At 64.2% G+C, this 10706-nt stretch carries 12 protein-coding genes; 4 read left to right on the top strand and 8 right to left on the bottom strand.

Annotation, left to right across the window (positions count from 1 at the left end):
* Window positions 1-204: 204 nt before the first annotated feature.
* The gene (locus HNQ95_RS23920; protein ID WP_182575384.1) at window positions 205-1701 is read left to right on the top strand and encodes a hypothetical protein; all 1497 of its coding nucleotides are present in this window, start codon (window positions 205-207) and stop codon (window positions 1699-1701) included.
* Window positions 1702-1776: 75 nt separating this feature from the next.
* Here the strand turns inward: HNQ95_RS23920 and HNQ95_RS23915 are convergent, their stop codons facing one another.
* The 5 genes from HNQ95_RS23915 to rpsU all read right to left on the bottom strand — a co-directional run bounded on the left by HNQ95_RS23915 (window position 1777) and on the right by rpsU (window position 4995).
* Window positions 1777-2409, bottom strand: a complete 633-nt coding sequence (locus HNQ95_RS23915) for a LysE family translocator (RefSeq protein WP_067966179.1) — start codon at window positions 2407-2409, stop codon at window positions 1777-1779.
* A gap of 169 nt (window positions 2410-2578) precedes the next feature.
* Window positions 2579-3055 carry a DUF992 domain-containing protein gene (locus HNQ95_RS23910; RefSeq protein WP_067958149.1) on the bottom strand — a complete coding sequence of 159 codons (477 nt, stop codon included), beginning with the start codon at window positions 3053-3055 and terminating at the stop codon, window positions 2579-2581.
* A 68-nt stretch (window positions 3056-3123) separates the two neighbouring features.
* Entirely contained in the window at window positions 3124-3717 is a 594-nt protein-coding gene (locus tag HNQ95_RS23905) for an NAD(P)H-dependent oxidoreductase (protein ID WP_067958152.1), read from the bottom strand.
* Window positions 3718-3739: 22 nt separating this feature from the next.
* Complete coding sequence (locus HNQ95_RS23900) at window positions 3740-4579, bottom strand: tetratricopeptide repeat protein (RefSeq protein WP_371746472.1); 840 nt, start codon at window positions 4577-4579, stop codon at window positions 3740-3742.
* Window positions 4580-4728: 149 nt separating this feature from the next.
* Window positions 4729-4995 carry a 30S ribosomal protein S21 gene (rpsU, locus tag HNQ95_RS23895; protein WP_067958156.1) on the bottom strand — a complete coding sequence of 89 codons (267 nt, stop codon included), beginning with the start codon at window positions 4993-4995 and terminating at the stop codon, window positions 4729-4731.
* Window positions 4996-5234: 239 nt separating this feature from the next.
* Here rpsU and HNQ95_RS23890 point away from each other — a divergent pair, with 239 nt between their 5' ends.
* On the top strand, window positions 5235-6419 hold the full coding sequence (locus HNQ95_RS23890) for a glycoside hydrolase family 5 protein (protein ID WP_067958159.1): 1185 nt from the start codon (window positions 5235-5237) through the stop codon (window positions 6417-6419).
* A 47-nt stretch (window positions 6420-6466) separates the two neighbouring features.
* Here the strand turns inward: HNQ95_RS23890 and HNQ95_RS23885 are convergent, their stop codons facing one another.
* Window positions 6467-6877, bottom strand: a complete 411-nt coding sequence (locus tag HNQ95_RS23885) for a PTH2-like family protein (RefSeq protein ID WP_246340945.1) — start codon at window positions 6875-6877, stop codon at window positions 6467-6469.
* 106 nt (window positions 6878-6983) lie between these two features.
* Here HNQ95_RS23885 and HNQ95_RS23880 point away from each other — a divergent pair, with 106 nt between their 5' ends.
* Together HNQ95_RS23880 and HNQ95_RS23875 are read left to right on the top strand one after the other, a co-directional pair.
* On the top strand, window positions 6984-7796 hold the full coding sequence (locus HNQ95_RS23880) for an AraC family transcriptional regulator (protein WP_067958164.1): 813 nt from the start codon (window positions 6984-6986) through the stop codon (window positions 7794-7796).
* A gap of 96 nt (window positions 7797-7892) precedes the next feature.
* Entirely contained in the window at window positions 7893-9107 is a 1215-nt protein-coding gene (locus HNQ95_RS23875) for an MFS transporter (RefSeq protein ID WP_067958170.1), read from the top strand.
* A gap of 28 nt (window positions 9108-9135) precedes the next feature.
* Here the strand turns inward: HNQ95_RS23875 and HNQ95_RS23870 are convergent, their stop codons facing one another.
* Both HNQ95_RS23870 and HNQ95_RS23865 read right to left on the bottom strand, forming a co-directional pair.
* On the bottom strand, window positions 9136-10008 hold the full coding sequence (locus HNQ95_RS23870; RefSeq protein WP_067958172.1) for a sigma-70 family RNA polymerase sigma factor: 873 nt from the start codon (window positions 10006-10008) through the stop codon (window positions 9136-9138).
* An 11-nt stretch (window positions 10009-10019) separates the two neighbouring features.
* Window positions 10020-10646, bottom strand: a complete 627-nt coding sequence (locus HNQ95_RS23865) for a flavodoxin family protein (RefSeq protein WP_182575385.1) — start codon at window positions 10644-10646, stop codon at window positions 10020-10022.
* Between the last annotated feature and the right edge of the window lie 60 nt (window positions 10647-10706).

Below are 10706 nucleotides of genomic sequence, written 5' to 3'. Positions count from 1 at the left end.
CTGCTCGGCGACGCCAAGAAGATGACCGAAGAAATCGTCAAGGCCATGGATCACTGAGACAACACATCAGCCCATCCACCCCCCGACAAACAAAAGCCCGGCAACGCCCGGGCTTTTTTGTTGCCTTGAACTGGCATAGGCTGCCCCTGTTTCTGAACAGTCTGCTTGCTGAATAGTCTTCGCTCTTGTCAGGGGGGATTTGCGATGAATGTCAGCCCCGCACCAATACGGCCTACGGCCAAGGACAATGCGCGCCAGGCCGTGGTCATCGTCCACGGCATGGGCGAGCAGCGGCCGATGGATACCATCCGCAGCTTCGTCAGTGCTGTCTGGAGTTCCGATCTCAGTCGGACGGAAGGCAAGTTCGGTGCGCGCAAGCCGGATCCCGACGGTGATGGCCTGATCAACAAGAGCTGGGTCCACCCTGACCGGCGCGCGCGGTCCTACGAGCTGCGCCGCATCACCACGCCCGATGACGTCGACGGACGGCGGACCGAGTTCTACGAGCTCTACTGGTCCGACATTACTCAGGGCACCACCGTCCAGCGCCTTGTAGCCTGGGTGAGGGGCCTTTTGCTGCGCAAGTGGTCGGATGTGCCCGTCGATGCACGGCGGCTCTACATCGCCGCCTGGGCGGTCACTGCGCTGATCGCTACGCTGCTCATCGTTCCCAACCTGATCGAGTGGTTCGGGCTGGGTAAGGTGCTCTTCCCCGGCTGGGTCTGGAGCATCGCTGCCGTGGCCGTCGGCTGGCTGGTCAGCCAGTTCCTGGTGCCCTATTTCGGCGACGTCGCCATCTATGTCCGGGCCGAGCCCGACACCATCGTCAAGCGAACAGAGGTGCGGGAGAGGGGGCTGGCGCTGCTGCGCGGGCTGAACGACGACCCGGCCTATGACCGCATCGTCGTTGTCGCCCACAGCCTAGGCACCATCGTCGCCTACGACATATTGCAGCTGTTGTGGGCCGAACGCGCGCCGAGCGGCCGCAACAGGCGCAGCGAGCCGGAGCTGCTCAAGGCGTTCCGCGCTGTCGGCAAGAAGGCGCTGCCCATCGACAGCGCCGGGCGCGCCAAGGTCACGATGGATGCCGCAGAGCTGGCTGAGTTTCGCGGCCTGCAATGGCAGCTCTATCGGCAGCTGAGCACCGCACCGTCCGACAAGCTCGACAGCTGGAAGGTCAGCGATTTCGTCACCTTCGGCAGCCCGCTCACCCATGCCGAGTTCCTCGTTACGCACAATGCGGCCGACTTCGCCAAGGCGGTCGACGAGCGGCTGCTGTCGACATGCCCGCCGGTGTCTGAGGGCAAGAACCCCAACATCCTCTACCCCTCGCGGTCGCCTAGATACCCACACCACGCTGCGGTCTTTTCCGCGACGCGCTGGACCAACATCCACGACAAGGGCAATGGCTGGCTGACCGGCGATCCGATCTCCGGACCGCTGGTCGAAAATTTCGGCCCCGGCATCCTCAACATCCAGGTCAGCCTGACCTGGGCGCTCGGCCGTATCTTCACCCACACCAATTACTGGTCGACGGCGGCCGAGGGCTGGGAGGTGCTGCCTTCTGGTGAGCGCGGCCCGCGTAGCCATCTCGACGTGCTGCGCGACGCTGTCGATCTCGGCCGTAAGGCGGACCCCGATCCGTCTAAGCCGCGGCCCGCCGCGCGCCGGCGCATCAAGCCGGCTGATCCGGCCGTCTAGAGCGTTTCCGCTATTCTTCGAATCGCGGATCTCTTTTTTTTTGGCGCAATTCCGGACGGAGAACCGCCACACACTTTAGCGCTGGGCTTCGGTTGCCATCTTCACGGCCATACCGGCCAGCACCGTGCCCATCAGCCAGCGTTGCACCGCGACCCAGCCGGGGTTGCTGGCGAGGAAGGTGGAGATCGAGCCGGCGGAGATGGCGATGAGTGCGTTGACCGTAATGCTGATCGAGATCTGGATCGTGCCGAGCACCAGAAGCTGGCTCAGCACGCTGCCGTCGGCCGGATCGATGAACTGTGGCAGCAGCGACAGATAGAGCACGGCGACCTTGGGGTTCAGCAGATTGGTGAGAAAGCCCATGGCGAACAGCTTGCGCGGCGTGTCCTTGGGCAGCTGCCGCACCTGGAAGGGCGAACGTCCACCCGGGCGAAGGGCCTGCCAGGCGAGCCAGAGCAGGTAGGCGGCGCCGGCGAAGCGGATGGCGTCATAGGCGTAAGGAACGGCGAATATCAGCGCCGTGATGCCGAAGGCCGCGCACAGCATGTAGACGATGAAACCGAGCGCCACCCCGCCGAGCGAGATCAGGCCGGCCCTGGGGCCCTGGCTCAGCGAACGCGACACCAGGTAGATCATGTTGGGGCCCGGTGTCAGCACCATGCCAAGGGCAATGGCAGCAAATGCGATCAGGCTGGCGGTCTCGGGCATGCACATTCCCTCCGCGCTGGATCTCCAGCTGGGCGCAGAAATGCCCGGAAATCTCGAACCGGGAAAGAGGGCAGGTGCGACCGAACGATTGCGGCAGATGCCGCGTCATCGGCACAAAAAATGCCGGAGCGCTGTTTGCACCCCGGCACTTTGAAACGGTGACTGCAGCTTACTTGAGAGGTGCGGTCAGCTGCAGCGCGCCGATCGCCACGGCGGCGTTGAGGCCGGTCTGGTTGGTCAGGCTGACCGGCTGCAGCGCGATCGAGCGGCCGGAGCCGCCGACGAGCACGTTGGCGCCGAGGCCGACGGCGACCGTCGCTTCGGCTGTCGCGCCGAGATAGTTGCCGGCGAGGCCGCCCGGGTCATAGACGTCGCGACTCGGCGCCAGTACCAGCCATTCCAGCGCGCCGCCGGTCGTGGTGCCGATGTCGACGCCGTATTTGTTGATGCGGCCGGAATAGATCTCCTGGGCGCGGTTGCCGAAGGCTGGCGTAAACGTGCACTGCATGTCCTTGCTCGAGCCGATGACAAAGCCGGTGCCGCCGTTGACGGTGCAGCTGAGCATGCCGAGCTTGGCGCCGAACTGCGCGTGTGCTGGTGCCGCAAAGGGCACCAGGGCAAGGGCAAGGATGGCGAGCTTTTTCATTGGGGGAATCCTTTCAGGCATGAAGCGATATCAACCGCATAGCCGCCGAAAGGTTCCTTCAGGCGCGGCTAGCCGATCTCACGCAATCGCCGGCGAATCTCGCCAGCGAAACGCATCACGCGCTCCGGCTGCGGCTTTTCTGCGGCATAAAACGACAGCATGGCGAAGCGGGCCTTCGGCGCACAAGCCTTGAACACACCCCATTTCAGGATGCGGCGCACCGGACGGCGCATGAGCAGCCGGTCAATCCACCACGGGCTGCCGAGTGTGGTGATGACAACGACATGGCGGAGCTTGCCGAGCAGCGGCTTGATCGGGCCGAAATTGCTGCCGTGATCAAAGGCGATGCCAGGGGCGAACACCCGGTCGACCCAGCCCTTCAGCATCGCCGGCAGGCCGAACCACCAGGTCGGGAACACCAGCACCAGCACCTCGGCCTCGCGCAAGGTTTTTGGGTGGGCGTCGAGTGCCGATGCGTCGAAGCGCTCGCCATAATAGGAGCTACGCTCGGCGGGTGTCAGGCGCGGATCGTAGGCTGTGCGGTAGAGGTCGAGCAGCTCGACCTGATGGCCGGCGCCGGTGAGCTCGGCGATTGCCGTCTCTGCGAAATGTCGGTTCAGGCTGTCGGGCAGCGGATGCGACAGCACGACGAGGCAGTTCACGGCAATGCCTCGTCGCGAAAGGTCAGGCGCCGCCGCGCGTGCGGGCGAGGCCGTCGACAGCAGGCTTGTAGTTGGGGTCGAGCCGCACTGCCTCGGCATAAGCCTTGGCGGCCTTGGCCTTGTCGCCACGACGCTCGTAGATCAGCGCCTGGTTGGCCCAGCTTTCAGCGATCTTGCCGTCGAGCTTGATTGCCATATTGAAGTCGGCGAAGGCGTTGTCGTCGTCGCCGGTGGCGAGATAGGACAGGCCGCGGCCGTTATACGGCTCGGCTGCGTCAGGCGACAGTGAGATCGCCTTGGAGAAATCCTCGAGCGCAAAGGCGTGCTGGCCCTGCTGCTGATAGATCAGGCCGCGATTGTGGTAGGCGCGCGGGTCGGTGGTGTCGAGCTCGATCGCCTTCTGGAAATCGTTGAAGGCGTCCTGGGTGCGGCCCGCCTTGCGGTAGAGATTGCCGCGGCCGATATAGGCAGCGTCATAGGAGGCGTTGAGCTGGATCGCCTTGTTGTAGTCGGCCAGCGCCGAGGCCTGGTTGCCCATGAAGCGGTAGATCAGCGCCCGGTTCGAGTAGGCCTGGTAGAAGTTCGGGTTGAGCTGCAGCGCCCGGTCGAAGTCCTGCAGTGCCTCGCGGTATTTGCCGCCGCGGCCATAAGCCGAGCCGCGCACATTGTAGGCTTCGGGGTCGTTGGGATTGCTTGAGATGACGGCACTCAGCGACGAGATGTTCTCGCTCGAACCCTGCATCGTGTCGATGCGGGTCAGCTCGCCGGCCGGGCCGGACGACTGGCAGCCGGCAACGGCCATGGATACCAGCACCAAAGCTGTCATGGCGCCGCCGCGCAGCAGGGAGTTGCGGTTGCTCATGACTGCATTCATCGCTGCGTGTCCCTCGCTTGCGCCTCTACGGCTTGAGCGCCGCGTCCGGTGACGTCCGGACAAAACAAAAAGGTGGCGGCGATTTTTGGTCGCCCCACCTTGTCGTTATCCTTCGAAAAGGACCAAAGATTGGCAGATCAACGTGCCGGACGTGCGCCAGCGCCTGCACCAGCGGCAGCAGCCGGGCGCGGCGTGCTGGGCAGCAGGCCTTCGCGCTGGGCGCGCTTGCGGGCCAGCTTGCGGGCGCGGCGAACGGCTTCGGCCTTTTCGCGAGCGCGCTTTTCCGAAGGCTTCTCGTAGTGACCGCGCATCTTCATTTCACGGAAGATGCCTTCGCGCTGCATTTTCTTCTTCAGCGCGCGAAGCGCCTGGTCAACATTGTTATCGCGGACGAGTACCTGCACGTGTGATCCTGTCTTTCGGGTTCGTAATCTGGAGGCTACGGCAATAGCCACAACGCCTCCACGATGGGTTCCACCGGGAATTGTTGGCGGCAGATAGCAGAATCAGCCCTGCTTGTCCACTGCAAAGGCCGCACTTCCTGCGGTCTGTGCGAAAAGTGGCGCCGCGCCGTGCCCACTTCCGCCGCATTCCTTGTCAAGGAAGCCACTCTCATTTCCAGTTCCGATAGGCAAGCCCCTCCATGCGTTCACTGATTTTCGCCCTGGCGCTCACTGCCGCCATTCCGGAGGCGCACGCGGCCGATCTCATCGGCTTCTGGGACAAGCCGCAGCATGGCGGCAACAGCTTCAACCGCCTGCCGCCGGATCAGGCCTATTTCGATGCGCTGCGCGGCTACGGCGCCACCTGGGTGCGCCTGTCCTATGACAAGTGGAAGGCGGAGAAGCGCGACTTCCTGATCGGCACCGCCGACAAGTATGACGGCCTTGTCGCCTCCGACGTGAAGACGCTGAAACAAGTGCTCGACCGCGCCGACAAGGCCGGCCTCAAGGTTGTCATCGCACCGCTATCGCTTCCCGGCATGCGCTGGGCCCAGAACAACGACAGGAAGTTCGACGGCCGCCTGTGGGCCGACAAGGATTACTGGACCCAGGCCGCCGCCTTCTGGCGCGACCTGGCGCGCGAACTCAAGGACCATCCGGCCGTCGCTGCCTACAACATCGTCAACGAGCCGACGCCGGAAAAGGAAGGGGGGCTCGCCGAGCACGCCAACATCGCCGAGATGCGCGCCTGGTACACCAAGAATGCCGGCAGCTCGCGTGATCTCAGGGCCTTCTACGACACGGTCATCGCGGCGATCCGCGAAGTCGATCCTGCGACCCCCATCATGGTCGACGCCGGCTGGTATGCCGCGGCCGACGCCTTCTCTTATTGGCCGGCGGGCCTCGCCGATCAGCGCGTCCTTTACTCTTTCCACATGTACGAGCCTTATGCCGCGACCAGCGCGCCCAACATGAAGCGCGACAAGCCCTACGCCTATCCGGGCAAGGTGCCGTACGGCAACGGCGAGGAGAGATGGGATGCCGAGCGCGTCCGCGCCTATCTCGACCAGCCGGTCGAGTGGGCGGACAGCCGCGGCATCGCGCGCAACCGCGTCGTCGCCGGCGAGTTCGGCTGCATGCGCCGCCTGCCGTTCTGCAAGCAGTATCTCGAGGACGTGCTGACCAACCTCGACGAGGACAAGCTGCACTGGGCCTTCTACAGCTTCCGCGAAGACGCCTGGGACGGCATGGACTACGAGCTTGGCTCGGACAAGGTGAACTGGAAATATTGGGAAGCGCAGGAGAATAACGAGCCCGATCCGGTCAAGCGCAAGTCGACGTCCGAGTTCGAACCGATCTCCAAGCGCTTGGCGGCGGGCAAGTAATCGTTATTGGCGCAATTCCGGACGGACCACGCTTTCCCGGAACTGCGCTACGCTAAAAACTTCAGTCCGTTGACGATCTTGTCGATGCGCTTGCGGTCGCCATGCAGGCCGAGCCCGACGATGTCGAGCCCGGCGGCAGGCGTTGCCGCCACCGAGGCGCGGTTGTCGGCGTCGTTGTTCGTTACGAACAGCGGCCGCGTGTAGATCGAAAACGCCATGCCGCGCGAACGGGCCCGCTCGAAGGTTCGCCGTATCGTCTGGCTGTCCGCGCCATAGACGAAGACCGGTTCGCGGATCATCGCGAGATAAAAATTGTCGTCATTGTCCTTATAGGGCTCGCCTGCCATTTCGGGATAACCGTGCATCAGCCCGCCGGTCAGGAATGCCGAGACATTCACCTTCTGCCAGGGCGCGAGTTTGTCGAGGAGGATGAGAGCGGTCTTGGTCGGGTACATCATGACCCAAGGCTAGCCGCGTCCGGCGCAAGGGTCTTGAACGTTTGTGCGAGCGCCACGACATTGCGGTTTCAGCCAGCGCGGACCCCGCATGATGTCTCCCGCATCAATGACCGAAGACTTCATCGCCACCGACGAGCCGGTCCACGGGCTGCAGCGTCTGGTCGCGCGCTTCGGTGGCCACGCCTACGATCCGCATCGCCACGAAACCTATGCCGTCGGCCACACGCTTTGGGGCGCGCAGGCCTTCCGTTATCGTGGCAGCGACCGGATCAGCGTCCGGGACGAATGCATGGTCATCCATCCCGATGAGGTGCATGACGGCCATGCCGGTGTGCCCGAGGGCTTTTCCTACCGCATGCTCTACATCGAGCCGTGGCTCGTCTGTCGGGCGCTGGGCCGCGACCGCCTGTTGCCCTTCGTGCCCGAAGTGGTCGAGCGCGATGCCGCACTTGCCGCTCTGATCGATGATGCCTTCGCCGATTTCCCCTATCCGATGGAGCTGCTGCAGGCTGATGCCTTCATATCCGATGTCGCAGCACACCTCGCCCGGCGCAGCGATGACGCAGGGCTGCAGCGCGTGGCGGCACTGCCCGTCGACGAGGTCGCCGTAGCACGCTCGTTCCTGACCGAAGAGTTCGACCGGCAGGTGACGTCAGGCGATCTCGAACGCATCACCGGCCTCGACCGTTTCGAACTTTCCCGCGCCTTCCGCCGCTTGATCGGCACCTCGCCGCACCGCTATCTCGTCGGGCGCAGGCTGGCGCACGCCCGCTCCCGCATGGCCGCGGGCGAGGGGTTGGCCGAGGCTGCGGCGGCCTCGGGTTTTGCCGACCAGAGCCACATGACGCGTCATTTCCGCGCCCGTTTCGGCATCACGCCGGGGCGTTTTGCTACGCTGGCCAGTGCATCCCAAGCGTGACAACTGGCCCCCACAGTACCGCATCGTGCACCATGAAAGCTCGGCCGGGCAGGTCTATTGCAACCTGTCCCTTGAAATGCGCCCGGAGTTAATGCCGTGACCGACACCGCCATATCCGCCCGCTCGTCGTCCGCCGATGGTACGGTGATGGCAATTCTTCTCGCGGTCAGCTTCAGCCATTTCCTCAACGACGTCATGCAGTCGCTGATCTCGTCGCTCTATCCGATGCTGAAGGACGACTATCATCTCGACTTCTGGCAGATCGGCCTTCTGACCACGACCTTCCAGGTCACCGCGTCGCTGTTGCAGCCGGTCATCGGCATGTACACCGACAAGAAGCCGCTGCCATTCTCGCTGCCCATTGGCATGTGCCTGACGCTGATCGGCCTGCTGACGCTGGCTTTCGCGCACAGCTATTCGATGCTGCTCGTCGGCTCGGCCTTCGTCGGACTGGGCTCGGCGATCTTCCATCCCGAATCGTCACGCGTCGCGCGTCTCGCCTCCGGCGGCCGCTTCGGCCTCGCCCAGTCGCTGTTCCAGGTCGGCGGCAATTTCGGTTCGGCGCTCGGGCCGCTGCTCGCCGCCCTCATCGTCGTGCCTCTGGGGCAGGGTGGTATCGCCTGGTTCTCGATCGCGGCGATGGTCGGCATCGTCGTGCTGATCCGCGTCAGCGTCTGGTACAGCCGCCACATCGTCAGCGCCGCCAAACGCGCGGCACCGACCTTGTTCAATCCGCTGCCGCGCAACAAGGTCATTTCGGCGCTGGTCGTGCTCGCCATTCTGGTCTGCTCCAAGCAGGCCTACACGGCCAGCCTGTCGAGCTACTACACCTTCTATGTCATCGAGCGCTTCGGCGTGTCGGTGCAGGAATCGCAGTATCTGCTGTTCCTGTTCCTCGGCGCGGCGGCACTCGGCACCTTCCTCGGCGGCCCGATCGGCGACCGTTTCGGCGCCAAGACGGTGATCTGGTTCTCGATCCTCGGCGTTTTGCCGTTCACGCTGATGCTGCCTTATGCCGACCTGTTCTGGACCAAGGTGCTGACCGTGCTGATCGGCCTGATCCTGGCCTCGGCCTTCTCCGCCATCGTCGTCTTCGCCCAGGAACTGGTGCCCGGCCGCGTCGGTCTCATCGCCGGCATCTTCTTCGGCTTCGCCTTCGGCATCGGCGGCATCGCCGCCGCGGTGCTGGGTGTGATCGCCGATTCACACGGCATCGAGTATGTCTTCAAGCTCTGCTCGTTCCTGCCGATGCTGGGCCTGCTGACCGTGTTCCTGCCCAACATGAAGGCGGCGCGTCTCGGCGCGGCCTGAGCCTCGTCGCCAGGAGCGTGATATCAGGTCACGCTCCGCCGATCGCCGGAACGTTGCGCAGCTTGTCGGGATTGCGCGTCACGTAGATCGCAATCACCTTTCCGTCCTCGATGTTGAGCGCCGTCGTCTGGACCGTCGTTTCCTCTTCCAGGGTGACGAACCCCGGCAAACCATCGATGATCGCATAACGGATCAGCCGTGACGGACGCAGGGCAAACAGGCGTGCAAGGCTGGCGTGGCGTGCCATGACGGCAGCGATCCCGACCAACGGCTGGGACGGGGCCGCAACCCGGCCACCACCATCGGCATAGGTAACGACATCCTCGGCGAGCATCGAACGCAAGGCTGCGAGATCGCCCGTCCTCGATGCATCGAAAAAGGCTGCGGCAAAGCGCAGGCCTTCCTCTTTCGGAACGGCAAAACGCGGCCTGGCGTCATGGATATGCGCCCGCGCCCGACTGGCGAGCTTGCGGCATGTCGTGGCTTCGCGGCCGATGGCTTCCGCTACCGCCTCGAATTTCAGCCCGAACACGTCGTGCAGCAGAAACGCCGCCCGCTCCAAAGGCGACAGGCGCTCCAGCGCGATCATCAGGGGCAGCGTTATGTCGTCGGCAGCCTCGCCGTCCTCGGGGTCGAAGATCGGGTCCGGCAACCAGGGGCCGACATAGGTCTCACGCAGCCTTCGGCTCGATTTGAGTTCGTTGAGGCACAGGCGCGTAACGATGGTGCGCAGATAGGCAGCCGGCGCCTCCACCATGCTGCGGTCGGCGGCGAGCCAACGCAGCCAGGCGTCGTGGACGACGTCCTCCGCATCGGCTGTCGATCCCAGCATGCGATAGGCAAGCCGGACTAGGCCCGGCCGCTGCTCGGTGAAGGTCGAGGTCAACGAAATCTCGTTCATCGCACGCCAGACTAGGCCGGCAGCAAGGCGGCGTCACGCCCGCGCGCAAACTGAAGTGCTGCCTCGGCGACGCGCTTGCCGAGGTGACGGGCAGTGGCGAGATCGGATTCGGGCGGCGCCGTGTCGGGACCCTCGTCGGTGTTCGACTGGGCTGCGGCTCCAAGCCAGAACCCGAGCCGATTGAGGTCGGCTTCCGAGCCCTGAGCAGAGCTGTTGGCCGGTGGCAGGTCGAGATTGATCCAGTGCATGCCGTGCTGTGCCGCAAACAGCGTGAGTTGGATCAGCGTGGCGAGCTTGTCGCCGGACCGGGCGCCCGAGTTTGTAAAGCCGGCCGCAAGCTTGTCCTTCCACAGATAGCCCCTTGCCATCACCGACCGTGAGCTTGCCTCGGCAAAGCTTTTGAACGCCGCCGAGGCAGCACCCATGTAGGTCGGCGTGCCGAAGATGATCGCTTGCGCCGCCTCAAGGTCGTCCCAGTGCCGATCGACGTCTTCAACCGGCAGCAGCAGCGCCTCCGCGCCCTCGACTTTACGCACGCCGGCCTCAATTGCTTCTGCCTGACGCCGCGTGTGGCCGAAGCCGCTGTGAAAGACGATCGCGATGCGAGTCGAGGTTCGGGTGGTGGTCACATTGTCCATGGTCATATCCTCTGCCGGTGCTGTTACTGAAGACATGACAAGGCAAGGTCGCAGAACGTG

This window comes from Aminobacter ciceronei (genome assembly GCF_014138625.1).
In the GTDB taxonomy this organism is placed as follows: domain Bacteria; phylum Pseudomonadota; class Alphaproteobacteria; order Rhizobiales; family Rhizobiaceae; genus Aminobacter; species Aminobacter ciceronei.
Note: the sequence above shows the minus strand (reverse complement) of the source record. Positions and strands in the feature narration are given on the sequence as shown.

Coding starts and splice junctions, on each gene's coding strand:
- HNQ95_RS23880 (WP_067958164.1), top strand. CDS start 6,984: ATGACCGAAGACTTCATCGCCACCGACGAGCCGGTCCACGGGCTGCAG.
- HNQ95_RS23890 (WP_067958159.1), top strand. CDS start 5,235: ATGCGTTCACTGATTTTCGCCCTGGCGCTCACTGCCGCCATTCCGGAG.
- HNQ95_RS23900 (WP_371746472.1), bottom strand. CDS start 4,579: ATGAGCAACCGCAACTCCCTGCTGCGCGGCGGCGCCATGACAGCTTTG.
- HNQ95_RS23915 (WP_067966179.1), bottom strand. CDS start 2,409: ATGCCCGAGACCGCCAGCCTGATCGCATTTGCTGCCATTGCCCTTGGC.
- HNQ95_RS23870 (WP_067958172.1), bottom strand. CDS start 10,008: ATGAACGAGATTTCGTTGACCTCGACCTTCACCGAGCAGCGGCCGGGC.
- HNQ95_RS23865 (WP_182575385.1), bottom strand. CDS start 10,646: ATGGACAATGTGACCACCACCCGAACCTCGACTCGCATCGCGATCGTC.
- HNQ95_RS23920 (WP_182575384.1), top strand. CDS start 205: ATGAATGTCAGCCCCGCACCAATACGGCCTACGGCCAAGGACAATGCG.
- HNQ95_RS23910 (WP_067958149.1), bottom strand. CDS start 3,055: ATGAAAAAGCTCGCCATCCTTGCCCTTGCCCTGGTGCCCTTTGCGGCA.
- HNQ95_RS23885 (WP_246340945.1), bottom strand. CDS start 6,877: ATGATGTACCCGACCAAGACCGCTCTCATCCTCCTCGACAAACTCGCG.